General features: G+C 60.5%; 21 protein-coding genes. 7 read left to right on the top strand and 14 right to left on the bottom strand.

Annotation, left to right across the window (positions count from 1 at the left end; genetic code table 11):
- Positions 1-48: 48 nt before the first annotated feature.
- From AC07VV_RS23510 to AC07VV_RS23470, 9 genes are all read right to left on the bottom strand, one after another.
- Positions 49-1,206 carry a D-alanyl-D-alanine carboxypeptidase family protein gene (locus AC07VV_RS23510; protein WP_096820787.1) on the bottom strand — a complete coding sequence of 386 codons (1,158 nt, stop codon included), beginning with the start codon at positions 1,204-1,206 and terminating at the stop codon, positions 49-51.
- Between the two features lie 330 nt (positions 1,207-1,536).
- Complete coding sequence (locus tag AC07VV_RS23505; protein WP_495037610.1) at positions 1,537-2,547, bottom strand: septal ring lytic transglycosylase RlpA family protein; 1,011 nt, start codon at positions 2,545-2,547, stop codon at positions 1,537-1,539.
- Positions 2,547-3,557, bottom strand: coding sequence for a lytic murein transglycosylase B (mltB, locus tag AC07VV_RS23500; protein WP_096820785.1), 1,011 nt, complete (start codon positions 3,555-3,557; stop codon positions 2,547-2,549). The genes AC07VV_RS23505 and mltB overlap by 1 nt, the downstream gene beginning before the upstream one ends.
- A 17-nt stretch (positions 3,558-3,574) precedes the next feature.
- Positions 3,575-4,678 carry a rod shape-determining protein RodA gene (gene rodA, locus AC07VV_RS23495; protein WP_085712360.1) on the bottom strand — a complete coding sequence of 368 codons (1,104 nt, stop codon included), beginning with the start codon at positions 4,676-4,678 and terminating at the stop codon, positions 3,575-3,577.
- 31 nt (positions 4,679-4,709) lie between these two features.
- The gene (mrdA, locus tag AC07VV_RS23490; protein ID WP_495037609.1) at positions 4,710-6,605 is read right to left on the bottom strand and encodes a penicillin-binding protein 2; all 1,896 of its coding nucleotides are present in this window, start codon (positions 6,603-6,605) and stop codon (positions 4,710-4,712) included.
- Between the two features lie 10 nt (positions 6,606-6,615).
- Positions 6,616-7,083, bottom strand: coding sequence for a 23S rRNA (pseudouridine(1915)-N(3))-methyltransferase RlmH (gene rlmH / locus AC07VV_RS23485; protein WP_009051038.1), 468 nt, complete (start codon positions 7,081-7,083; stop codon positions 6,616-6,618).
- Positions 7,084-7,093: 10 nt separating this feature from the next.
- Positions 7,094-7,588 (bottom strand): ribosome silencing factor, encoded by a 495-nt coding sequence (gene rsfS / locus AC07VV_RS23480; protein WP_008087903.1) that lies wholly within the window; start codon positions 7,586-7,588, stop codon positions 7,094-7,096.
- Between the two features lie 70 nt (positions 7,589-7,658).
- Entirely contained in the window at positions 7,659-8,381 is a 723-nt protein-coding gene (nadD, locus tag AC07VV_RS23475) for a nicotinate-nucleotide adenylyltransferase (protein WP_244142414.1), read from the bottom strand.
- Positions 8,350-9,621, bottom strand: a complete 1,272-nt coding sequence (locus AC07VV_RS23470) for a glutamate-5-semialdehyde dehydrogenase (protein ID WP_495037608.1) — start codon at positions 9,619-9,621, stop codon at positions 8,350-8,352. Before AC07VV_RS23470 ends, nadD begins: the two co-directional genes overlap by 32 nt.
- A gap of 177 nt (positions 9,622-9,798) precedes the next feature.
- Here AC07VV_RS23470 and AC07VV_RS23465 point away from each other — a divergent pair, with 177 nt between their 5' ends.
- Together AC07VV_RS23465 and AC07VV_RS23460 are read left to right on the top strand one after the other, a co-directional pair.
- Positions 9,799-10,494 carry a DNA-3-methyladenine glycosylase gene (locus AC07VV_RS23465; RefSeq protein ID WP_495037607.1) on the top strand — a complete coding sequence of 232 codons (696 nt, stop codon included), beginning with the start codon at positions 9,799-9,801 and terminating at the stop codon, positions 10,492-10,494.
- Positions 10,495-10,548: 54 nt separating this feature from the next.
- The gene (locus tag AC07VV_RS23460) at positions 10,549-11,865 is read left to right on the top strand and encodes a bifunctional DedA family/phosphatase PAP2 family protein (protein WP_495037606.1); all 1,317 of its coding nucleotides are present in this window, start codon (positions 10,549-10,551) and stop codon (positions 11,863-11,865) included.
- Here the strand turns inward: AC07VV_RS23460 and AC07VV_RS23455 are convergent.
- A complete protein-coding gene (locus tag AC07VV_RS23455; protein WP_495037605.1) occupies positions 11,862-12,440 on the bottom strand; it encodes a hypothetical protein in 579 nt (192 codons plus the stop codon). The genes AC07VV_RS23460 and AC07VV_RS23455 overlap by 4 nt on opposite strands.
- A gap of 49 nt (positions 12,441-12,489) precedes the next feature.
- Entirely contained in the window at positions 12,490-12,690 is a 201-nt protein-coding gene (locus tag AC07VV_RS23450; RefSeq protein ID WP_495037604.1) for a hypothetical protein, read from the bottom strand.
- Between the two features lie 209 nt (positions 12,691-12,899).
- Between AC07VV_RS23450 and AC07VV_RS23445 the strand changes: the two genes are divergently transcribed.
- Together AC07VV_RS23445 and AC07VV_RS23440 are read left to right on the top strand one after the other, a co-directional pair.
- On the top strand, positions 12,900-16,367 hold the full coding sequence (locus AC07VV_RS23445) for a calcium-binding protein (protein ID WP_495037603.1): 3,468 nt from the start codon (positions 12,900-12,902) through the stop codon (positions 16,365-16,367).
- A 273-nt stretch (positions 16,368-16,640) separates the two neighbouring features.
- Entirely contained in the window at positions 16,641-18,101 is a 1,461-nt protein-coding gene (locus AC07VV_RS23440) for a hypothetical protein (protein WP_495037602.1), read from the top strand.
- A 12-nt stretch (positions 18,102-18,113) separates the two neighbouring features.
- Here the strand turns inward: AC07VV_RS23440 and AC07VV_RS23435 are convergent, their stop codons facing one another.
- The 3 genes from AC07VV_RS23435 to AC07VV_RS23425 are packed head-to-tail and all read right to left on the bottom strand — an operon-like array spanning position 18,114 to position 19,793.
- The gene (locus AC07VV_RS23435; RefSeq protein WP_102620857.1) at positions 18,114-18,704 is read right to left on the bottom strand and encodes an LON peptidase substrate-binding domain-containing protein; all 591 of its coding nucleotides are present in this window, start codon (positions 18,702-18,704) and stop codon (positions 18,114-18,116) included.
- Positions 18,705-18,714: 10 nt separating this feature from the next.
- Positions 18,715-19,431, bottom strand: a complete 717-nt coding sequence (locus AC07VV_RS23430) for an LrgB family protein (protein WP_096820777.1) — start codon at positions 19,429-19,431, stop codon at positions 18,715-18,717.
- Positions 19,431-19,793, bottom strand: a complete 363-nt coding sequence (locus AC07VV_RS23425; protein WP_007958636.1) for a CidA/LrgA family protein — start codon at positions 19,791-19,793, stop codon at positions 19,431-19,433. The genes AC07VV_RS23430 and AC07VV_RS23425 overlap by 1 nt, the downstream gene beginning before the upstream one ends.
- Before the next feature lie 193 nt (positions 19,794-19,986).
- Between AC07VV_RS23425 and AC07VV_RS23420 the strand changes: the two genes are divergently transcribed.
- From AC07VV_RS23420 to AC07VV_RS23410, 3 genes are all read left to right on the top strand, one after another.
- A complete protein-coding gene (locus AC07VV_RS23420) occupies positions 19,987-20,442 on the top strand; it encodes a MaoC family dehydratase (RefSeq protein ID WP_007909575.1) in 456 nt (151 codons plus the stop codon).
- Positions 20,443-20,552: 110 nt separating this feature from the next.
- On the top strand, positions 20,553-22,280 hold the full coding sequence (locus AC07VV_RS23415; protein ID WP_495037601.1) for a C13 family peptidase: 1,728 nt from the start codon (positions 20,553-20,555) through the stop codon (positions 22,278-22,280).
- 27 nt (positions 22,281-22,307) lie between these two features.
- Entirely contained in the window at positions 22,308-22,949 is a 642-nt protein-coding gene (locus tag AC07VV_RS23410; RefSeq protein ID WP_096820775.1) for an oxidoreductase, read from the top strand.
- The last annotated feature ends 236 nt before the right edge of the window (positions 22,950-23,185 follow it).

The following is a 23,185-nucleotide window of genomic DNA, read 5'->3' as shown; positions in this document are numbered from 1 at the left end:
ACAAGGCCCCGCTCCGGATCGGAACGGGGCCATGCAGGTCAACTCGAATCAGTTGAACAAGCCGTAGAAGAATAGACGGATGCTATCCCACATGCGGCGGAAGATACCACCCTCCTCGACAGCGTCCAGAGCGATCAGGTCGGCGCTGTGCACTACCTTGTCGTCCAGTTTCACTTCGACTTTACCGATCACGTCGCCCTTGGCGATTGGCGCGGTCAGTTGCGGGTTCATGGTCATGCTGGCAGCGAGCTTCTTCAGCTGGCCTTTCGGCAGGGTCATGGTCAGGTCTTCAGCCAGGCCGGCCTTGACTTGATTGGTGGTGCCTTTCCACACCGGGGCCTGAGCCAGTTCGGTGCCCTTCTGGTAGAAGGTCTGGGTTTCGAAGAAGCGGAAACCGTAGGTCAGCAGCTTTTGGGTCTCGGCGGCGCGAGCCACTTCGCTGTTGGTGCCGAACACTACGGCGATCAGGCGCATGCCGTCACGTACGGCCGAGGACACCATGCAGTAGCCGGCTTCGTCGGTGTGACCGGTTTTCAGACCGTCAACGGTCTTGTCGCGCCACAGCAGCAGGTTGCGGTTAGGTTGCTTGATGCCGTTCCAGAAGAACTCTTTCTGCGAGTAGATCGCGTAGTGAGCCGGGTCTTCGTGGATGATCGCGCGAGCCAGGATCGCCATGTCGTGAGCCGACGAGTAGTGCTCAGGGTTCGGCAGACCAGTCGGGTTCATGAAGTGGGTATTGGTCATGCCCAGATCGGCGACGGTCTTGTTCATCAGGTCGGCGAAGGCGTCTTCGCTGCCGGCGATGTGCTCGGAAACCGCGACGCTGGCGTCGTTGCCGGACTGGATGATGATGCCGTGCAGCAGGTCGCTGACGGTCACTTGCGAGCCGACTTTGATGAACATCCGCGAGCCGCCGGTGCGCCAGGCGTTTTCGCTGATGGTCACTGGATCGTTTTCACCGATCTGGCCGCGACGGATTTCCAGCGTAGCGATGTACGCGGTCATCAGTTTGGTCAGGCTGGCCGGTGGCAGACGCTGGTCACCGTTGTTCTCCACCAGCACGTTGCCGCTGCTGGCGTCCATGAGCACGTAGGCTTTTGCGGCCAGTTGAGGTGGCGACGGCATCATCTCGGCCGCGAAGGCGGCTGGCGAGAGGAGCAGCGGGACTAGCAGACACAGGCGTTTGGCAAAGGTGGTGATGTTCATCCGTCTCTCGAAATCGCTAATGGAAACTTGCCCAAAGGCAAAAACTAATCAAATAACCTTCAGGCTTTGTCCGATAACTGCCTGCGCGACGATCAAGCTGCGTTAAAAACAGACTCGGAATGCTCATGTAGGTCCCCTACACTCCGCTTCCTCACCTGTTTTTGCCTTGCTTGATCGCCGCTCGGCGAGTTCTCGAACAAACCCTACGAGTCATCGCGTGTTCAGTTGCTCACTCCAGTCACCCTTGCCGGGCTTTTGTTCTTCGACGAGCCAACAACCTGGTTCACCCCCCAATCGCTGGTGAACCGTCAATCAAGTGCTACGTATTACTTACTCGGTGACCACGCTTGGCGAACCAAGATTGGCCGAGCGCACGCTGTTCTGTACCTGGGCAATTTCACCCGGCGAACCGATCGGTCCCAGGCGTACCCGGTGCAGGGTCTGCTGATTGCGCACGATCGAGCTGATGAACACCGGAGCGCTCACCATCCCGCTGAGCTTCGACCTCAGGAGCTCTGCAGCGTCCGGGTTGGCGAACGCGCCCACCTGCAGATACTGGCCAGACGCTGGTGCAGAAGCGTTTTTTTTTGCGCTGATCTGTACAGGTACAGTGTCAGAGGCATGTTGCTGCGGCGGTGGAGTCCACTGCTCGATGGTACCGGCCGAAGCCGTGATCACCGGCGCAGCATTCTGCGCGACTTGCGGCTCGTTGAGCATCAAAGGCGCCGGACGGCCCTTGGCGGCCCACCATTGTTGCGGGTCGATGCCCTCGACCTTGACCCGCGCGGTGCCGATTTCGGCATAACCGAGTTTTTTCGCGGCGGCGTAAGACAGGTCGATGATCCGGTCCGAATAGAACGGCCCGCGGTCGTTGACCCGCAGGATCACGCTCCGGTTGTTGTCCAGGTTGGTCACCCGAACGTAACTTGGCAGCGGTAATGTCTTGTGGGCGGCGCTCATGCCGTACAGGTCATAGACTTCGCCGTTGGCGGTGTTCTGACCGTGGAACTTGGTGCCGTACCAGGATGCAGTGCCCGAAGCCACGTAGGTCTTGGATTCCTGCAACGGGAAGTAGGTCTTGCCCAGCACGGTGTACGGGTTGGCCTTGTACGGACCGGTGTGCAGGGTCGGCGTGGCGTCCGGGATGCGCGACACATCGACGTCCCACCACGGCGCGCCATCCTTGTGGGCCCGGTTGATATCCAGGCCCGGCTGCGCGCGAACAGCAGTGGACGAAGTCTTCTGGCTCGGCGCACGGCTGGTCGAGCAACTGGCGACCAGCACTGCCAACGCAGCGAATGCCACCAGCTTCAGGGGTTTGTTGATAGGCAATGCCTGCATTACTTGACGCCCCGTGCTTTTACCAGCTCTTCAGACAGTTGATGTACAGCCATGGCGTACATCACGCTGCGGTTATAACGCGTGATCGCGTAGAAATTCTTCAGGCCCATCCAGTATTCCGGGCCGTTGTCGCCTTCCAGGCGAAATGCAGTAACCGGCATATCATCGCGCAGCGCATCATGACTTGACCAGCCCAGCGCTCGCAACTCCCCGACGGTTTTCGTCGGTTCGATCCCGGTGGTCAAACCCTCATCCACCTGCTCGCCGCGCACATCGGCCCGACTGACCACCGGCTCGCCGGCCACCCAGCCGTGACGCTTGAAGTAGCTGGCGACGCTGCCGATCGCATCATCCGGGTTGTTCCAGATATTGATGTGGCCGTCGCCGTCGAAATCCACCGCGTAGGCGCGAAAGCTGCTCGGCATGAACTGCGGCAAGCCCATCGCCCCGGCGTAGGAACCCTTGAGGGTCAGCGGGTCGACCTGCTCTTCACGCGCCAGCAGCAGGAACTCACGCAGTTCCTTGCGGAAAAATTCGGCACGGGGAGGATAGTCGAATCCCAGCGTGGACAAGGCATCGATCACCCGGTAATTACCGGTATTACGTCCGAAAAAGGTCTCAACGCCGATGATCGACACGATCACCTGGGCCGGAACGCCGTATTCCTGCTCGGCGCGGGCCAATACCGCTTCGTGCTGACGCCAGAAGTCCACACCCCGGGCGATGCGCGCGTCGGTGAGGAACATCGGCCGGTATTCTTTCCACTGTTTGACCCGTTCGGCGGGTTTGGAAATCGCGTCGAGAATCGCCTGCTTGCGCTGCGCCTCGCGGAACACCGCCATCAGTTGTTCGCCTGCGAAACCGTAGTCGCGGGTCATTTCACCGACGAATTCGGCCACCTGCGGCGAGCCTTCGTAATCGCCGGCCAGCGCTTCCTGCGCGCTGCCAAGGATGCCTACCAGGCCGAGCCACGGTGCGTATCGTGTCGCCCAGTCACGCATTACTTGCATTGAACTCTTCACCTTATTCAAACCTGTGCGATCCACTTGCGATGCGTATGGATCGACATCAAAACCCCAAACGCTGACAGCAGTGTCACCAGCGAAGTTCCGCCGTAGCTAATGAACGGCAACGGCACCCCCACCACCGGCAACAGGCCACTGACCATACCGATGTTGACGAAAACATAAACAAAAAACGTCATGGTCAAGGCGCCGGCGAGCAGTTTGCCGAACAGCGTCTGGGCCTGAGCGGTAATCACCAGGCCGCGACCGATCAGCAAGAGATAGATCAGCAGCAACGCGCAGATGCCCACCAGGCCAAACTCTTCGCCCAGCACCGCGATGATGAAGTCGGTGTGGCTTTCCGGCAGGAAGTCCAGGTGCGACTGGGTGCCCAGCAGCCAGCCCTTGCCGAACACGCCGCCGGAACCGATGGCGGCTTTCGACTGAATGATGTTCCAGCCGGTGCCCAACGGATCGCTTTCCGGGTCGAGAAAGGTCAGGATCCGTTGCTTCTGGTAGTCGTGCATGATGAAGAACCACATGGCGATCGCCACGGGTACGGCGGCGGCCAGCACGCTGAGGATCCAGCGCCAGCGCAACCCGCCCATGAACAGCACGAACGCGCCGCCGGCCAGAATCAGCAGCGAAGTGCCCAGATCCGGCTGACGCACGATCAGGATGAACGGCACGCCGATCAGCATCAGGCTGATCCCGACGTGCTTGAGCTGCGGCGGCAGCGTGCGTTTGGACAGGTACCAGGCGATGGTCGCCGGCATCAGGATCTTCATGAATTCCGACGGCTGGAAACGGATCACCCCGGGAATGTTGATCCAGCGGGTCGCACCCATGGCGTTGTGGCCCATGATGTCCACCACCATCAGCAGCACCACCCCGACCACATAGCCGAGTGGCACCCAGCGCGCCATGAACCGCGGTTCGAACTGGGCGATGACGATCATCGACACCAGGCCAATGCCGAACGACGTGGCCTGTTTGGCCAGCAGGTCCCAGCTCTTGCCGCTGGCCGAATACAGCACGAACAGGCTGCCGGCCGCGAGGATCAACAGCAGAACCAACAAAGGACCGTCGATATGCAGGCGTTGCAACAGCGTCGCCCGGCGACGCATCACATCCTCGCTGGAGAGCATGCGATCGAAATTATTCTTCACGGGCCGTAGCCTCCGCACTGATAGGGCTGGCGTATTCGGCCTTCAAGCGTCCGTCCTGATCCAGCAGCCAGGCGTCCATCACCTGACGCACCACCGGCGCGGCGACGCCGGAACCGGACTCACCGTTCTCGACCATCACCGACACCACGATTTTCGGGTTGTCGGCCGGTGCAAAACCAACGAACAAGGCGTGGTCGCGGTGGCGTTCCTGCACTTTGGAGCGGTCGTATTTCTCGCCTTGCTTGATCGCGACCACCTGGGCCGTACCCGACTTGCCGGCGATCCGGTATTGCGCGCCGATAGCCGCTTTGCGCGCGGTGCCCCGGGCGCCGTGCATCACCTGTTGCATGCCGTGATTGACCTTGTTCCAGTCCGACGGATCGCGCAGGACGATGTCCGGCATCGGGTTTTCATCCTTGGGCCTCTCGCCTTCGACGGTCTTGGCCAGGTGTGGACGGTTCCACACACCCTTGTTGGCCACCAGCGCAGTGGCCTGGGCCAGTTGCAACGGGGTCGATTGCATATAGCCCTGGCCGATCCCGAGAATCAGGGTCTCGCCCGGGAACCAAGCCTGACGACGGGTCGCACGCTTCCACTCACGAGAAGGCATCAGGCCGGGAGACTCTTCGAACATGTCCAGCGAGACCTTCTGGCCGATGCCGAACTTGTTCATGTACGCCGACAACCGATCGATGCCGAGCTTGTGCGCCAGGTCATAAAAGTAGGTGTCGTTGGACCGCATGATCGCCGTATCGAGGTCGACGAAGCCGTCCCCGGTGCGGTTCCAGTTGCGGTATTTGTGATCGTAGTTGGGCAGCATGTAGTAACCCGGGTCGAACACGCGGCTCGACGCCGTCACCACGCCCGCGTCCAGACCGGCAATCGCTACCGCCGGCTTGATCGTCGAGCCCGGCGGGTACAGACCGCGCAGTACGCGGTTGAACAGCGGCCGGTCGATGGAATCGCGCAGCTCGGCGTAAGCCTTGAAGCTGATGCCGGTGACGAACAGGTTCGGGTCGAAGCTCGGCTGACTGACCATCGCCAGTACTTCGCCAGTGCTCGGGTCCAGCGCCACCACTGCACCGCGTCGCCCGCCCAGCGCGGCTTCGGCGGCTTCCTGCAATTTGATGTCGAGGCTCAGGACGATGTCCTTGCCCGGCACCGGATCGGTACGCTTGAGCACCCGCAACACACGGCCCCGAGCGTTGGTCTCGACCTCTTCGTAACCCACCTGGCCATGCAGTTCGGCTTCATAGAAGCGTTCAATGCCGGTTTTACCGATGTGGTGGGTGCCGCTGTAATTGACCGGATCGAGGGTCTTCAGCTCTTTCTCGTTGATCCGCCCCATGTAACCCACCGAGTGCGCAAAATGCGCACCCTGCGGGTAGTGACGCACCAGTTGCGCGACCACTTCCACGCCCGGCAGGCGGAACTGGTTCACCGCGACCCGGGCGATCTGCTCTTCGGTCAGCTCGAACAGGATCGGCACCGGCTCGAACGGCCGGCGCCCCTGACGCATGCGCTTCTCGAAGATCACCCGGTCTTCCGGCGTCAGCTCCAGCACCTCGACGATCACGTCGAGCACTTGCTGCCAGTCGCCGGAGCGCTCGCGGGTCATGCTCAGGCTGAAGCTCGGGCGGTTGTCCGCCACCACCACGCCGTTACGGTCGAAGATCAGCCCACGGGTCGGCGGAATCGGCTGGACATGCACCCGATTGTTTTCCGACAGGGTCGAGTGATACTCGTACTGGATGACCTGCAGGAAATACAGCCGGGCAATCAGCACACAGATCAGCAACACCACCGCAATGGCCCCGAACACGACGCGGCTACGCACCAGACGGGCGTCTTTTTCGTGGTCCTTGATGCGGATCGGCTGGGACATGAGGGCAGGATTACTTGTGGTAAGGGTGGCCGGACAACACGGTCCAGGCACGATACAACTGCTCGCCGATGAGGATCCGCACCAACGGGTGTGGCAGCGTCAACGGCGACAACGACCAGCGCTGATCCGCGCGGGCACAGACTTCTGGCGCCAGCCCTTCCGGGCCGCCGACCATGAAGTTGACCGTGCGCGAATCCAGCCGCCAGCGGTCGAGTTCGACCGCCAGTTGCTCGGTGCTCCAGGGCTTGCCGTGCACTTCGAGGGTGACGATCCGCTCGTTCTGCCCGACCTTGGCCAGCATGGCTTCGCCTTCCTGACGGATGAAGCGGGCCACGTCGGCATTCTTGCCACGGGTATTGAGCGGTATTTCCACCAGTTCCAGCGCCAGCTCGGACGGAAGACGCTTGGCATACTCATGCCAGCCTTCTTCCACCCACTTGGGCATGCGTGAACCGACGGCGATCAGTCGCAGTCGCACAGCGCGTCCCTTACAGCTGGTCTTTGTTGAGCTTGGTGAAGTGCTCGTGGGTGTTTTCCGGGCTGTGGTGCTTGGCGTCCGCCGCACGGCTTTGCTCGGCACCGGCCCACAGGCGCTCCAGGTCGTAGAACTGACGAGCCGAGGCGGTCATCATGTGCACGATTACCAGGTCCAGGTCCAGCAGCACCCAGTCGCTGTCGCCCTTGCCTTCTTCGCCCAGCGGCTTGGCGCCCTGTTTTTTCACTTCTTCGCGAACCTTGTCCAGCATCGCGTTGATCTGGCGGTTGGAAGTACCGGTAGCAATGATCATGTAGTCAGTGATGCTTTGCTTGTCGCGCACATCGATGATCTGGATGTCCTGGGCCTTGACGTCTTCCAGGGCTGCCACGGCAATCTTGACCAGTTCGTCGCCTTTCAGCGGCTCGTTGGTGTTGACCGGCTCTGGCAGCGGAGCGCTCTTGAACGTGCCTTTGCGCTTTACTTTGGTTTGGTCTTTGTCAGTCATATAAAACTCGTTTTGCTCATGTATTCGGCGTCTCGTCCCACGATGATCGTGTTACTTGAGCACGCCTTGTTCAGTTCGACGCACGATACAGACCGTGCGCATCGATGTAGGCCAGGACCGCGTCGGGCACCAGGAAACGTACCGACTTACCGCTGGCCAGCAGTTGACGGATCTGGGTGGCGGAGACCGCGAGCGGTGTCTGCCAGACGAATGCAATCTGTCCGCTCGGCCCTTTCAGGGCCAGCGGGTCGCTCACCGAACGCGCTGCCAGCAGGTTGCGCAAGGCATCCGGCGGTTCGCTGTCGGCGTCCGGGCGCTGTAGCACCAGGATGTGGCAATGCTGGAGCAACTCTTCCCAGCGGTGCCAAGTGGGCAGGCCGCAAAATGCGTCCCAGCCCAAAAGCAGAAAAACCTGGGTCTCGGCGGCCATTTCGGCACGCAGCGACTCCAGGGTATCGATGGTCCAGGACGGTTTGTCCCGCTGCAATTCGCGGGCGTCCACCACCAGCGGCGGCACACCGGCCACCGCACATTCAACCATTGCCAGCCGATCCTGCGCCGACACCTGCGGGGTATCGCGATGCGGCGGCCGGGCGCTGGGCATCATGCGCAGCTCATCGAGGGCCAGCGCTTCGGCGACTTCCAGCGCGCCACGCAAATGGCCGACATGCACCGGATCGAAGGTTCCGCCCAGAACGCCAATGCGCTGGGGGCGAGACTTTCTGCCGGATTTCGGCGCTTTCAGGTCGAGGTCGGACAAGTCAGACCGTCGCCTGGCCGCGCAACTGGCCATCACCGACCACGATGTACTTCTCGCAGGTCAGTCCTTCGAGGCCCACCGGGCCACGGGCGTGCAGCTTATCAGTAGAAATGCCGATCTCGGCACCCAATCCGTATTCGAATCCATCGGCGAAGCAGGTCGGGGTGTTGATCATCACCGACGCCGAGTCGACCTGAGCCACGAACTGGCGAGTGTCGGCGAGGTTTTCGCTGACGATCGAATCGGTGTGATGGGAGCCGTAATGGTTGATATGTTCGATGGCCTGGTCCAGACCATCGACCACACGGATCGACAGGATCGGCGCCAGATACTCGGTGCCCCAGTCTTCTTCGCTGGCCGGCACGGCCTCGATGATCGCCCGGGTGCGCTCGCAACCACGCAACTCGACGCCTTTTTCGCGGAACTGCTTGGCCATCGACGGCAGGAAATCCTTCGCAACACTTTGATCGACCAGCAGGGTCTCCATCGCGCCGCAGATACCATAACGATAGGTCTTGGCATTGAAGGCGATGCGCTGGGCTTTCGGCAGGTCGGCGTGTTCGCTGACATAGACGTGGCAGATGCCGTCCAGGTGCTTGATCACCGGCACCCGCGCGTCGCGGCTGATGCGCTCGATCAGGCCACGGCCACCGCGCGGCACGATCACATCGACGTACTCGGGCATGGTGATCAGGGCGCCAACGGCGGCGCGGTCGGTGGTTTCCACCACTTGCACCACGGCGGCCGGCAGTTCGGCTTCGGCCAGGCCGCGCTGGATGCAGGCGGCAATCGCACGGTTGGAATGAATCGCCTCGGAACCGCCACGCAGGATGGTCGCGTTGCCGGACTTCAGGCACAGGCTCGCGGCATCGATGGTCACGTTCGGACGGGACTCGTAGATGATCCCGATCACGCCCAGCGGCACGCGCATCTTGCCGACCTGAATGCCCGACGGACGGAAACTCATGTCGCGGATCGCACCGACCGGGTCCGGCAGGGCCGCCACTTGACGCAGACCGACGATCATCCCGTCGATACGCGCCGGGGTCAGTTCCAGGCGCTCCAGCAGTGCAGGCTCCAGACCGTTGGCACGACCGGCGGCCAGATCCTGTTCATTGGCTGCCGCAAGCTCGGCGCGGGCGGCGTCCAGAGCATTGGCGGCAGCCAGCAGGGCGCGGTTTTTCTGCGCGGTGCTGGCACGGCCGATGACCCGGGAAGCTTCGCGGGCGGCGCGACCCAATCGGGTCATGTAGTCAAGAACGGACTCAGTCATGGTCTGCTGGGGTCTTGGCAAAGAGGAAAGCGGCAGATTATAGCTGTCGCGTCCCGGGACTAACAGCGGTGACGGGCGGATGGTCGAAATGGACGGCGATTTGCCGATGTTCAGCCGTAATTAAGGCTCGGATTGTTATCATCACGACCTCTTTCGCCTGGATAAACACCGTTTGCCATGTCCAATCTGACCGTTCGTGCCCACGCCGAGCGCCTGCCGATGGGCCTTCCGGACGCTTTTTTCGACCGTGACGCCCAGACGCTTGCCCGGGATCTGCTCGGCAAAGTCATCCGCCACCGGGTCGGCGACCTGTGGCTCAGCGCCCGGATCATCGAAACCGAAGCGTATTACCGCGAAGAAAAAGGCAGCCATGCCTCCCTCGGCTACACGGAAAAGCGTAAGGCTTTGTTTCTGGATGGCGGCCACATCTATATGTACTACGCCCGTGGCGGCGATTCACTGAACTTCAGTGCACAGGGTCCTGGCAATGCGGTGCTGATCAAATCGGCCTATCCATGGGTCGATGAAATCAGCGGCCCGGCCAGTCTGGCGCAGATGCTGCTGAACAACCCCGATGCACAGGGCCGCCCGCGACCGTCGCAAAAGCTCTGCGCCGGGCAGACTCTGCTGTGCAAGGCCCTGGGGCTGAAAGTGCCGGTGTGGGATGCCAAGCGTTTCGACCACGAGATACTGCTGGTGGAAGACACCGGCCCCGCGCCAGGCCACATCATCCAGACCACCCGCCTGGGCATCCCCCATGGGCGTGACGAGCATTTGATGTATCGCTTCGTCGATGCAGCCTACGCCCAGTGGTGCACCCGGAACCCGATGCGCCGGGGTCAGGTCGAAGGCCGCGATTACTTTCTGCTGTGAATTTCCCCTCTGCGGTACGCCGGTCAGGGACATCAATGAAATGGAGTGTGTTGTATGGGCCCATGGCTCGATAGCGTGACCGGGTGGCTGGCGGCCAATCCGCAGTGGCTGGCCGCCGCAGTGTTCGTCGTAGCCTGCGTTGAATGCCTGGCGATTGCCGGGCTGATTGTTCCCGGCACCGTGTTGCTGTTTGCCGTGGCGGTGCTGGCCGGCAGCGGTGCGCTGTCGTTGAGCGAAACCCTGTTGCTGGGTTTTCTCGGCGGGATTCTCGGCGATGTGATTTCGTACTTCCTGGGCCGCCACTTCCACCAGAACATCCGGCGCCTGCCGGGCCTGCGCCATCACCCGGAATGGATGGCCGGCGCAGAAACCTATTTCCAGCGCTACGGTATCGCCAGCCTGCTGGTCGGACGCTTCATCGGCCCACTGCGACCGATGCTGCCGATGGTGGCCGGGATGTGCGACATGCCCTTCCCGCGCTTCGCGGCCGTGAGTCTGCTGGCGGCGGCGGGCTGGAGCATCGCGTACCTGTTGCCGGGCTGGGCCACCGGGGCGGCGATTCGTCTGCCATTGCCGGAAGGCTTCTGGCTGCAGGCCGGGATCGTCGCCGCCAGCATTGCGGTGATGGTCGGCCTGAGCGCCAACAGCAGCCTGCGCCGTCATCGCCGGGCGACGGTCTGGATCAGCAGCATGAGCCTGCTGATCCTGATCGGTCTGTTCATCGGTTACCCGTACCTGACTGCGCTCGACCAGGGCGTCATGACCCTCGTACAGGAACACCGCAACGCGGTGCTCGACGAGGTCGCGGTGGTCTTTACCCTGATCGGCGAGTTCCGCAACATGCTGGTGTTCAGCATTCTACTGACCGGCCTGTTGCTGCTGTGCCGCCAGTGGCGTCAGGCAATCTTCGCCGGCAGTACCCTGCTCGTCACCGCGCTGGCCAACACCGGGACCAAACTGTTTTTCGCCCGGGTACGCCCCGAAGTGCTGACCGACCCGCTCACCAGCTACAGCATGCCCAGCGGCCATGCGTCCGGATCGTTCGCGCTGTTCCTGACCCTGGCCGTGCTGGCCGGACGCGGGCAACCGCCAAGAATGCGCCTGACCTGGCTGTTGGTCGGCTGCATTCCGGCACTGGCGATTGCCTTGTCACGGGTGTACCTGGGGGCGCACTGGCCGACCGATGTGCTGGCCGGTGCAATGCTTGCCGCCTGTGTCTGCGCGGCGAGCCTGTGGCTGATTCAGCGCCGCACACCCCTTGAAGCGATGCCGCAGAAAGTCTGGTGGCTGGTATTGCCGGCACTGGTCGCCTTGTTCGGTTTCTTTGTATTGCGGCATTTGCCGCATACATTGCTGCGATATTCGTACTAGGCGACGGCTGACAGCGCCGAAGGCTGGGTCCTCAAGACGAACGACGCTGACACGGGATTGTATGCATTGTGCTCGGTGTCGTTCGGATTCCTGTCGAGGAAGTACTTGAGACCTCCCTTTGTTTCATGCTGAAACAGCCCCAGCTTCTTCTCGACACTGAACAACGCCACAGAGGCCGGATTGGAAGGCAGGTCGCCAAAGAACTTCAGCTTTCCCTCGTAAGTTTCCAGTTCGAAGTAGCTACCGATATTCTTGTCCACCAGAAGATGCCGGGAGCTCTGATCCATCCGCAGTCGCCAATTGAAGTAACGCCCGACAGTCTTGACGCCAAGGGTGTAACGTCCCTGATTATCCGGAACAAACTCAAACAGCAGCGGCTCCGCATCGTCATGATCCGCCAGGGTAATAATGCGCGATGCAACTTCGTCATTAAGCGAAATTTCCGCACTCAATCGTTGACCCGTCGTAATTCGCGGATGTTTTAAACGCTGCTCCATCACCTGATAGTTAATGACAAGCGGAAGACCACCCGCAAAAAGATGCCCCGTAAATGTAATATTTTTTGCATTGGACATAAAGCAACTCTCTTGTTGTTTAAAACCGGATCAAAACTCATCCGATACTTCACTTGCCAGCCGTCGGTACCGCAGTTTCCTGCTCGCTCTTCACTCTTTTGCGCTTACGCCGCTCGAGGACCATCGAGTCAGCGTAATAACCTGCACCCTTGATGATAATGTCGGCATTCAGATCGACACCTGCATGTTTGAAAATATACTTCCCGGCGATGTCATCCCAGAAAGCCCACTCATCTTCGTAAATCGTCATATCGTCCTCCTTGATGATGAAGCCCGTTTCATTCGGGTCGACTTCAAACTAGATGAACAACAACGGACAATCAACCCGCAGAGCACTTCAAACACAATACAAAAAACAACAATACAAAAAACAACAATACAATCAGACAAACAATAACTACTGAAACTCTCACCCCTTCATGCCAGATTCAATCGACACATCCCTGCAGAGTATTGATTTTGGCCAAGGCATTTACAGCAAACACTGAAACTATTCTTACAGCGCCAATTACAATTTCCGACATTAACGTTCCAACCACTTCGTCAACAATCGAAACGGAAGGCTTTTCCGGAAAAACCCCTGATCTGCGAGACCTGGACAAGTTGTTCGGTCCCCTTCGATTTGGCGAGCTGACCGTGAGCCGCCAGGAGCTTCAAGCACTTGGAGCCCGGATCAACGGCGAGCCCGTTACAGCGTCCAACACGTACTTTCCCGAGCCCGATCAGGCCTTCACCGACGGGCTGGAACTCGACCCTGTTCAGGTTGAGCAACGGATCAAGTCAGTCGATGGACAAGAGCGCCAACGGGTACCGGAGTTACTCTACGAAATTGTCACCCTGCGCTCTCCCGACGCAGAGCCACTGCTGCGTGAAATGCCTGCGGGCGATTCTGCGGTCGCGATGAACCAGATCAATCGCTTGCTGGCCTCCACCCAGCGCCTGGATATCCACAGGAGCCCGTTGCCCGAGCATTTGCCGAACTGGGTCGATAAGACCAAGAGTCGCGGGATGACCAGCATGGGAGCCGGGCTGCAGGCATACGGTTTGTACAGCGCCTACATGGGCGCAATCGATGCCCTCAGGAAAGGCCAGATGGGTGAAGCGCTGATCAATATCGGCGGCGGCCTCACGGAGATCACCTCGCTGGGGCTTGAGTACGCACTGAGCAAGACCGGTGAACGGATGCTCCGCCAAGGCTCCATGGCCTTCGAACAATTCGGCAAGACGTCCATGGGCAAATGGCTCTGTCGAAGTGCCGGGTTGATCGCCAGCGTGCTGACGCTGCCCTTCGATATCTACACCGCCATCAAGTCCTTCAAGGATGCGGCCAAGGCTCAGGGCAAGGAAGCTCAGGATCTGTATGTCACTGGCGGCCTGAGTGTGTTCAGCGGTGCGCTGTCCATCGCTCTTGGCTGCGCGGCACTGATGGGTTTTCAGGCTGCAGGCCCGGTGGGGATTGCAGCAGCGGCGATCATGATTGTCGGTGCCAGAATCTATGGCGCTGCACGCATGGTCGATGACATCGACGATTACATCGAACTGACCGTGAACGAGCGATGGCGTGCCGGCTGGTTTGCGTTCACCGGGCAGGATCAGGACAAGGCGTTGATGGATCGCTACCTGATTGCCAAAACCACGAGCGACTACGTCAAAGCCCTGAAGACCCGCAGCCTCGGCTGGCTCGACAATGAATTCAAGGACAGTGTCGACGCGATCGTCAACGGCCGGTTCGAGGTCACGTTGCAGCCAACCCGCCTCTATCGCTTCCAATGGGATGAAGCCAAGGGGGAAACGCCTTACACCCTCGAAAACCTCCCCGTCATCAGTGATACAGACGACACGCACGATGCGAGGGAAGGTTTACCCGCCGCAAACGATTTGATCATCAAGGCCAAGAGTGATCCCGTCAAAGGGGTTTTCTGGAGTCTTGGTGGCGGTAATGACCGCGTGCAAGGCGTGCGGGAAAAGCCGAATTTCTTCAGTTATACCGCCGGCAGTAAAAGCCTGAGCGGTGGCAACAAGGACGACTCCTTTCTGTTTCAGTCGGCATCCGAAGCGCTCTCCTCCGATCCGCTCAAAGTGAGTGATCTGTCGGGAGGTGACGGCACCGACCTGCTGTGGCTGCAAGGCAATCACCGACACGAAGACCATGGCCCCAATCCTCCGCGTCATATCGGTTTTGACATCGACCTGAAAAACGGCAGGCTGGCATTGCGCCCTGCGGATCCAGCGCTGGAACCTGTGCTGCATTCGACGTTCAAGTCCATCGAGAAGGTCGAGACCCTCGCCGGCGCGATCAATCGCGTGACCGGTACCGACGAGGCGGACATCATTGCCGCCAATGGGGATGACAATGTTGATGCCGGGGGTGGGGATGACCTGATTTCCGTTCGAGGTTTCCATAGCACCGTCAAGGGCGGCAGAGGCAGTGACACCTATGTCCTCGACCCGGGCTGCCGCAAGGTTTTCATCCACGAAGATGGCCAGGAGCCCAGCAAGGTCTATCTGGGTGTAACGCTTGAAGCCATCCAGCGCTGGTACATCCATGATGACGCGCTGGTGATCGAATCACTGCGCGACGATGACGTCCGGTCGCCGAGACGGGAACTGGCGCTCGAGGCGGTATACCGGACTGTCGAGGGCAAACGCTTTCTGCGCAACGATAAATGGCAGTTCATTACCCGGGACGGCTATCACTTGCAGCCCGCATGGCCGGCTGAAACCGAGGACCTGACCGACCTGACCGTGAGTGTCAGCATCCTGACCGTCGGCATACCCGCTCCCGCCCCGGTACCGGTCAATGATCGCCCTTGCACCCTCGCGAAGAGTCCGCACTCGCACTACTTCATTTCCCGTCAGATCTATCACACGATCCTGGTGGCCGCGCAGAGTGACAAACCCACTCGCAGCACTCTGTATGTCGACCACGACAGCACGGAAATCGACGAAGTCCGCGCCCTCTACACCGTTGAAAAAACAACGCCAAACGCCTTCACATTTCTGAGCTACACGAATGTCCACTTCACCCTCACTTTCGGTCATGGCGGCCTGCTTTCATTGCACGGTGCCGTGAGAGAACACCCAGGCAGGAAAAGTGACATGGGGGCCGGGATCATGGCCTCCGGCTGGCAAATGAATCATGCCTTGACGCTGGTCATGCGAGACGGTGTTTCCTATCACCTCGGTTTTCCCGACAACGCCTATCTCGATGATGAAAGGAACACCGGCTACCGTCTGATTCAAAGCCGCGCCTCACTGCGCAAGCGCGCAGGCCAGTATATTTTTGTCCGGCCTTCTGTCGAAAAACGCACCTTGAAGGCAACCCCTCAGCGGATCGATTTCAGCGCAGCACCGCACAGCGCCATTTACGCACTGGAGGGCCGATCGGCGCACTACGAAATCCATCCCGCCAGCCACATGTCCATCCGGCTCTCGACCGCCCCGGCCGACGCAAGCGTCAGCGGCTCTTCGAGCTGGGCTATCTACACCGCGCAGTTGGAAGAAACCATCACCCGGCGCGAGCTCGCCATCAGCAACGACCTGCTGAAGATCGGCAGCCTTCACATTCATCTGCCGGACAGCAGCGACCCTTCGCTGCCACTGGAAAGTGTCGATGTGATTGTTTCGTCAGGGCACCGTTACCGGGTCAATGCCCTGTTCGAGGTGATCAGTCTTTACGCCCTCGACGCGCGGAGCTGCGCCTCGACCCAAGCCATCGTCACGCTGATCGAGGAACACCGGCAGCGCGATGAGCTGGAGAGTAACCGGATCCATGTTCAACACATTCGATTGCCGCAGTCCCCGTCAGGAAAGATTTTCTACCTAGCGGATTCCGGTCGCTGGCAGGTCGACAGCGACCCGACGCGCCAGATCGAGGCCGGGCAACTGGTCATCGAACAACCTGCGGCCGTACAGCCGACAGTCTGAGTATTTTTTCAACCTCCAGTCGTCAAGGAATGACACATGCGCCCCAAACCACCTGCAGCCTCCAACACCCCGAAAATCAATACGCCCGGCCAGTCTGTCCCGGGATCGAGTCGAGTGCGACCCGACGCAGACCTACCGTTGCTGCATCAATTGCCGCTGCCCGGGACACATCGGCCTGGGGCTACCGCCGATCAAGTTCACGGCAACCGTCCTCAGGGCAACGCTGGGCCGACGAATCTCGAAATCTCCGACCTGCTCACCCTCGCACCCCAAATGATTAGCGGACTGAACAGTTATCTATTGAACCCGGCCTTTCTGCGCAACATGCAACCTGCGGACAACGACGGTTTTCGCTTTGTCGTCGGTCGGCGGTTCGTCGACATCAAAGACATCGGCACCGTGCATGTCGAGTTCGACGCGGGCCTTGGCACTTATCGGGCGACGGATCTTTACAGAAAACTGCCACCGGGACCCGCGCTCTACAGAAATACCGACAATACGACCTGGAGCCCGGCCCGGCAGATGGAGTTGCCAAACCCATTGAAACGCCCATTGCCCGACCCCGATCACGGCAGTGTACAAGTGCCAGTCAAACAGCTTCTGGTCTCGCCACTGTCGGCACGTGAAGCGACCACTCAACTGCTTGGCGACTCACTGCTCAAAATGTATCCGCTGCTGACTCATGGCCAACGTGTCGAGCTGCTGCGAGCCTACAACCTTTCGCCAGGGCAGCACATTCGGTTGCACAACGACCTGATCGCCAATCCCCGACGGATGCCGGAGTGGGCCGGGCAGCACCAATTACTCACCCTGGATGTGAACGATCCGACTCGCTTTGACACGCTGCGCCAGGAAATCGAACCCCTGCTGCTGCCCGTGAGAAACGGCACGTTGCGCAGCGACCTGGTGGACTTCGACAAAAGTGTCAGCCGCGATTTTCTCGACGCCTTCCTGACCACTCTCGGCTACCAGCGCAACAGCAGCGACTGCCTGTACCGCACCGATATTCCCGGCCTGTTCCGGGCGGACGAGCGCACGCCTTTCGAGTTCTACAACGACGGACGCATGCTGCCTCGCCTGAAGCACCCGCGCGGTGCCACGACCGAGAAACCGATCAGCGCCACGGTCAGCCACAAGCTGGTAAAGATGTATGGCGGCAAAGGCACTGACGCTCCCGATCCGGAATACCTGCGCTACAACAGCCAGAGAAACAAATACCCCGGCATAAAGCCGGGCGAGTCCGACAACGATTCCGGGAATTCCGATAACGACTGGTCCGATGTTTCAGACATCGAGCTGGACGCCGAACGCAATTACGAGACGATCCGCCACGATCAGCAGTTCATTTTCGCCTACGTCATCGATACACGAAGGATGGAAGTGGTCCTCAACGAAGAGAACCACTTGCTCAATCTGGCAGCGCTGGAAAAGAGTGCCTGGTTTCCCGAAGACGAACTTGAGGCGTTGATTTCTGCGTCGAAGCGGGGAATTGAATCAGAGCGTCTCTGGTTGCTGGACTCGACCTTCACCCGTGCTGCGAAGGTCGATGACGTGGCCGCTGAAGCCCAAAGCAGCTACATCGGCAATGACATCGAGGCGCGAACCCACAGCGGCGAGGCCAATCAACGTGAATACGATGGCTTGATCGATGCAGTGGCCAAGGCCGGCAAACCGATCCTTTCACTGCCGAGCGGCAAGGACTGGTTCGCCAACGACATCGTCTGGCCGGAGTAACCGGGCCGAGTCTTAAGCGAACAACTCGCCCTGCAACTCGTCGAGCAGCGCCTGGATCGCATCCAGTCGCTGCTGTGGATCGTCGAGTTGCAGCAGGTCGATCTTGTCTTCCTCGGCGAACGGCAAGAGGTAGGCCAACTGATTGGCCAATGACTGCTGCCCCGCTGCTTCGATGCCCATGTTCAGCGCCTCGACCATCGGGTGCTCGGCGAGGGCCTTGAGCAGCGCCACCAGATCAGCGTCTTCATCCTGCAAGGGTTGCTCGGGTTCGTCGTCCAGCCACTCGACCTCGGCGACGATCAGTTGATCGCGCTGCACTTCGGTGCGCTGCACGATGAACCGGCGCCCGCCCTGCACCCGGATGCCCAGCAGTCCGTTGTCCTGCTGCTGGAAATCGGTGATCCGCGCTTCGCAACCGACCATGGCGAAACCTTCCGGCGCGACGCCGACTTCGCTGCCTTCAAGGATGCACACCACGCCGAAACCACCGCCCTGTTTCATGCAGCGGCCAATCATGTCCAGGTAGCGCGCCTCGAAGATCTGCAAATCCAGATTGCAGCCGGGAAACAGCACCGTGTTCAGCGGAAAAAGCGGCAGACTCATAGACATTTCCTTACACCACCATCGACACCGCCAACGGCAGGAACACCGCCGTGGCCACGCCCATCAGACTCATCGCCAGCGCCGCGAAGGCACCGCACTCATCGCTTTCCTGCAACGCCACCGACGTACCGACCGCATGCGCGGTCATGCCCAGCGCCATGCCGCGCGCCTCGGGGCTGTGCACACCGAGGCGGGTCAGCAGCGCCGGGCCGAAAATCGCGCCGATCACCCCGGTGATCAACACGAACACCGCCGCCAGTGCCGCGACACCGCCGATCTGCTCGGCCACCAGCATGGCGATCGGCGAGGTCACTGACTTCGGTGCCATGGTCATCAGGATCATGTGATCGGCACCGAACCACCAGCCCAGCGCCACGCCCATGCCCGTGGCGACTACCCCGCCTATCACCAGCGTAGTAAAAATCGGCCAGAACAATTGGCGGATGCGCCGCAGATTCAGATACAGCGGCACCGCCAGTGCCACGGTCGCCGGGCCCAGCAGAATGCTGAGGATCTCGGTGCTCTTGCGGTACTCGACGTAAGTCAGGCCGCAACCCACCAGTACGCCGATCACCAACAGCATGGAGACCAGCACCGGTTGCAGGAAAATCCAGCGGGTTTTCTCGAACGCCGCCAGCACCAGTTGATAAGCCCCCAGGGTGATACCGATGCCGAACAGTGGATGGTGAATCACCGAAGCCCAGGCCCCTTGCCAGTCGAACAGCATCAGGATTCCTCCGAATGCGGCGCGTGACGCTTGACCAGCCGTTGCATCAGCACGCCGGCGAAGGCCATGGACAGAATCAGCGAGACCACCAGCGCACCGACGATGGCCCAGAAATCGGCGGCAATGGCCGTGGCATACACCATCACGCCCACTGCCGGTGGTACCAGCAGCAAAGGCAGATAGCGCAACAGACTGCCGGCGGCGAGGTTCAACGGCTCGCCGACTTCACCGCGCACGATCAGGAATACCAGCAACAGCAAAAGACCGATGATCGGCCCCGGCAGCACCGGCAACAGCAAATGATTGAGGGCCGTGCCGAGCAATTGAAACAGCACCAGCATGGTCAGGCCGCGTAGCAACATCCGTCATCTCCGTCCGACTTCCCGCCAAGCACGGGCCGGGCATTATAAGCACGCCTGCGCTATGGATCGGCATTCGCCAAAAGCATGGTCGATTGACCTGAGCAAATCGCCATGATGATCTACAGTGGTTCGCAGGGCGGTCAAATCCCCCACCTGAAAAACTATAAAACCGATGAACCCAAGGAGAGTCTCAATGCCCTATGTTCCAGTTGCAGAGCTCAAAGATTATGTCGGCAAGGAACTCGGACGTTCCGAATGGCTCACTATCGATCAGGAGCGCATCAACCTGTTCGCCGAAGCCACCGGGGATTATCAGTTCATCCATGTCGACCCGGTCAAAGCCGCGCAAACGCCATTTGGCAGCACCATTGCACACGGTTTCCTGTCGTTGTCGCTGATCCCCAAACTGATGGAAGACATCCTGATCCTGCCGCAAGGCGTGAAGATGGTGGTCAACTATGGCCTGGACAGCGTGCGTTTCATCCAGCCGGTCAAGGTCAATTCCAAGGTCCGGCTCAAGGTCGATCTCGGTGAAGTGACCGAGAAGAAACCGGGCCAGTGGCTGCTCAAGGCCACCGCCACCCTGGAGATCGAAGGCTCGGACAAACCGGCCTACATCGCCGAACCGCTGTCGCTCTGCTTCGTCTGAGTGCCGGGATGCGAAGCGGCTCACGCTGTTTCGCATCCACTCCCCTCTGCCGGCTGTATAAGGTCACATAGCTGCGGCATACTCGGTCGCCTAATTGCCCGGATCCCGCTATGCGCTCACTTGCTGCTCTTGCACCGCTTGCCTTGACCCTGATGCTCACCGCTTGCGGCGACGGCGAATCGCTGTTGCCCCCGGATGCGCGCCTGCCCGATGGCGGACGCTATCGCGGCGAGCTGGTCAACGGTCTGCTGCAAGGCCAGGGCCGGGTCGATTACCCGAACGGCAGCTGGTACGCGGGCGAGTTCGACAAGGGCCAGTGGCACGGCCAGGGCGAATGGCACGGCAGCAACGGCGAGGTCTATCGCGGGAATTTCCAGCAAGGCCTGTTCGACGGCCAGGGCTCATTGACCACCCACGGCGGCAGCTACACCGGCGGTTTCAAGCTCGGCCGACGTGAAGGCGAAGGCACCCTCAAAGAAAACGCGATGACCTATCGCGGCGAATTCAAGGCCGACCAGTATTCCGGGCTCGGCCGCCTGGAGCTGGACGACGGCAGCTCCTATCAGGGCCAGTTCGCCCACGGCAAACCCAACGGTGAAGGCCAGCGTGGCGATGCCAGCGGCAATCAGTTCACCGGGCATTTCGTGAACGGCCAGCTCGAAGGCAACGGCACCTTCAACAGCGCCGACGGCGACATCTATGTCGGCGGCTTCAAGAACAATCAGCTACACGGCAAGGGCCGCTACGAAAACACGGACGGCGACGTCTGGCTCGGCCAGTTCAAGGAGGGCGCGCTGACCGGCAAGGGCGAACTGATCGGCGCCGACGGCAGCCATTACACCGGCTACTTCAATGACTGGCGCTTCAGCGGTCAGGGTCGCTTGAACCTGTCCGACGGCAGTTTCTACATCGGCGGGTTCGACAGCGACAGCTACGCGGGCCGAGGCACGCTGGTGCTGACTGACGGCAGCGTGCTCAGCGGCACCTGGATCAACGGCCAGCGCGTGCGCGATGCCGACGGCAAATTGCTGCCCGACACCCTCGAACTCGGCCTGCTGGCCCAGGGCCGTCTGCTCGAAGAGGCGTTGGCCAATGTGCCAGCCTCGACCCCGGCGGTGGAGTTGTACTCCCTGACCCTCGGCGGCGACGGCAAACAAAGCGTGTTCCTGCGCGAATCCGATTACGTGGCCAACATGCTCGCCAGCCGCTTCGGCGCCTTTGGCCAGATCCGCCTGGTCAACCATCGCGACCACCTCGGCGACCGGCCGATGGCCACGCGCGAAAACCTGCGCCGCGCAGCGTTGACCCTGGCCGAACGCAGCGGCCCGGAAGATCTGGTGTTCATCTACCTGACCAGCCACGGCACCGCCGAACACGAACTGGTGCTCGATCAACCGCGCATGGAACTGGCCGACCTGCCCGCCGACGAACTCGCCGCCGTGCTCGCACCGCTGAAGAACCGCGACAAGATCATTGTCATCTCCTCGTGCTATTCCGGTGGTTTCATTCCGGCGCTGAAGGACGAACGTACGCTGATCATGACCGCGTCACGGGCCGACCGCGTTTCGTTCGGCTGCTCCGAAGAAGCCAACTTCACCTACTTCGGCGATGCCCTGTTTGCCCAGGCGCTGAACCAGACCGATGATCTGGAGCAAGCCTTCAAACTGGCCAAGGCCACCGTCGCCGAGCGCGAACTGGCGGACAACTTCGAAGCCTCCGAGCCGCAGATCTGGGCGCCGAAAACCGTGCTCGCCCACTGGCAACTGCTGCGTAAACAGCAAGCAAGAAAAGCATTGCAAAGTGCTGCGTTGAACGACGGAGCGACAAAGAGCAACTAAGCTGAACAGTATCAAGGGAGAGACACTATGTACTTGACGCCTCAGCATGTCTTGCTTGCCGGAGCCACCGGGCTGACCGGTGAACATCTGCTCGACCGTTTGCTCAACGAACCGACGATCACCCGCGTCCTGGCCCCTTCACGCCGGCCGCTGGCCGAACATCCCCACCTGGAAAACCCGGTCGGCGACCCACAGACCTTCCTGCCGCAACTGGCCGGTCGCGTCGACATCGCCTATTGCTGCCTCGGCACCACGATCAAACAGGCCGGCTCCGAGGAGGCGTTCCGCGCCGTGGATCTGGACATGGTCGTGGCGTTCGCCAAACGCGCCCGGGAAATGGGCGCACGGCACCTGATTGTGATCAGTGCCCTGGGGGCTGATCGCCGATCCTCGATTTTCTACAACAAGGTCAAAGGCGAGATGGAACACGCATTGCGCGCGCAGGACTGGCCGCAACTGACCATCTGCCGGCCGTCGTTGCTGCTGGGGGATCGCAGCGAGCCACGGCTGGGCGAACAGCTTGCCGCGCCGTTTTCAAAATTGATTCCCGGCAAATACCGCGGCATCGAAGCCTGCCAACTGGCCCGAGCGATGTGGCGGCTGGCGCTTGAGGAACAGGACGGGGTGCGGATCGTCGAGTCGGATGAGCTGAGAAAACTCGGCAAGTAAGCTCACTCGTCACAGCGGTTCAACGCGGATCCGGGCAGCCATTGCCAATGACGTTGAAGATCTTGCGTTGAACTGCCTGATATCTGAAATGAACGGCATCGAATCCACCATCGCGTGGTAACTATCTACCACGTGCCCCTTTCCTTTCATCGATAACGTGCCCTCCGGCACGCCTGCGTCTGCGGCCATTGCGTTACGAAATGGCTCAGCCCCACGTCAGGCAATCAATGAAAGGA

It is taken from the genome of Pseudomonas sp. GW821-FHT02C04 (assembly GCF_059421845.1).
Note: the sequence above shows the minus strand (reverse complement) of the source record. Positions and strands in the feature narration are given on the sequence as shown.

Bases quoted from the DNA above. Each gene is read 5' to 3' on its own strand.
- AC07VV_RS23510 (WP_096820787.1), bottom strand. From the start codon at position 1,206: ATGAACATCACCACCTTTGCCAAACGCCTGTGTCTGCTAGTCCCGCTG.
- AC07VV_RS23505 (WP_495037610.1), bottom strand. From the start codon at position 2,547: ATGCAGGCATTGCCTATCAACAAACCCCTGAAGCTGGTGGCATTCGCT.
- mltB (WP_096820785.1), bottom strand. From the start codon at position 3,557: ATGCAAGTAATGCGTGACTGGGCGACACGATACGCACCGTGGCTCGGC.
- rodA (WP_085712360.1), bottom strand. From the start codon at position 4,678: ATGCGTCGCCGGGCGACGCTGTTGCAACGCCTGCATATCGACGGTCCT.
- mrdA (WP_495037609.1), bottom strand. From the start codon at position 6,605: ATGTCCCAGCCGATCCGCATCAAGGACCACGAAAAAGACGCCCGTCTG.
- rsfS (WP_008087903.1), bottom strand. From the start codon at position 7,588: ATGACTGACAAAGACCAAACCAAAGTAAAGCGCAAAGGCACGTTCAAG.
- nadD (WP_244142414.1), bottom strand. From the start codon at position 8,381: ATGGCCAGTTGCGCGGCCAGGCGACGGTCTGACTTGTCCGACCTCGAC.
- AC07VV_RS23470 (WP_495037608.1), bottom strand. From the start codon at position 9,621: ATGACTGAGTCCGTTCTTGACTACATGACCCGATTGGGTCGCGCCGCC.
- AC07VV_RS23465 (WP_495037607.1), top strand. From the start codon at position 9,799: ATGTCCAATCTGACCGTTCGTGCCCACGCCGAGCGCCTGCCGATGGGC.
- AC07VV_RS23460 (WP_495037606.1), top strand. From the start codon at position 10,549: ATGGGCCCATGGCTCGATAGCGTGACCGGGTGGCTGGCGGCCAATCCG.
- AC07VV_RS23455 (WP_495037605.1), bottom strand. From the start codon at position 12,440: ATGTCCAATGCAAAAAATATTACATTTACGGGGCATCTTTTTGCGGGT.
- AC07VV_RS23450 (WP_495037604.1), bottom strand. From the start codon at position 12,690: ATGACGATTTACGAAGATGAGTGGGCTTTCTGGGATGACATCGCCGGG.
- AC07VV_RS23440 (WP_495037602.1), top strand. From the start codon at position 16,641: ATGATTAGCGGACTGAACAGTTATCTATTGAACCCGGCCTTTCTGCGC.
- AC07VV_RS23435 (WP_102620857.1), bottom strand. From the start codon at position 18,704: ATGAGTCTGCCGCTTTTTCCGCTGAACACGGTGCTGTTTCCCGGCTGC.
- AC07VV_RS23430 (WP_096820777.1), bottom strand. From the start codon at position 19,431: ATGCTGTTCGACTGGCAAGGGGCCTGGGCTTCGGTGATTCACCATCCA.
- AC07VV_RS23425 (WP_007958636.1), bottom strand. From the start codon at position 19,793: ATGTTGCTACGCGGCCTGACCATGCTGGTGCTGTTTCAATTGCTCGGC.
- AC07VV_RS23420 (WP_007909575.1), top strand. From the start codon at position 19,987: ATGCCCTATGTTCCAGTTGCAGAGCTCAAAGATTATGTCGGCAAGGAA.
- AC07VV_RS23415 (WP_495037601.1), top strand. From the start codon at position 20,553: ATGCGCTCACTTGCTGCTCTTGCACCGCTTGCCTTGACCCTGATGCTC.
- AC07VV_RS23410 (WP_096820775.1), top strand. From the start codon at position 22,308: ATGTACTTGACGCCTCAGCATGTCTTGCTTGCCGGAGCCACCGGGCTG.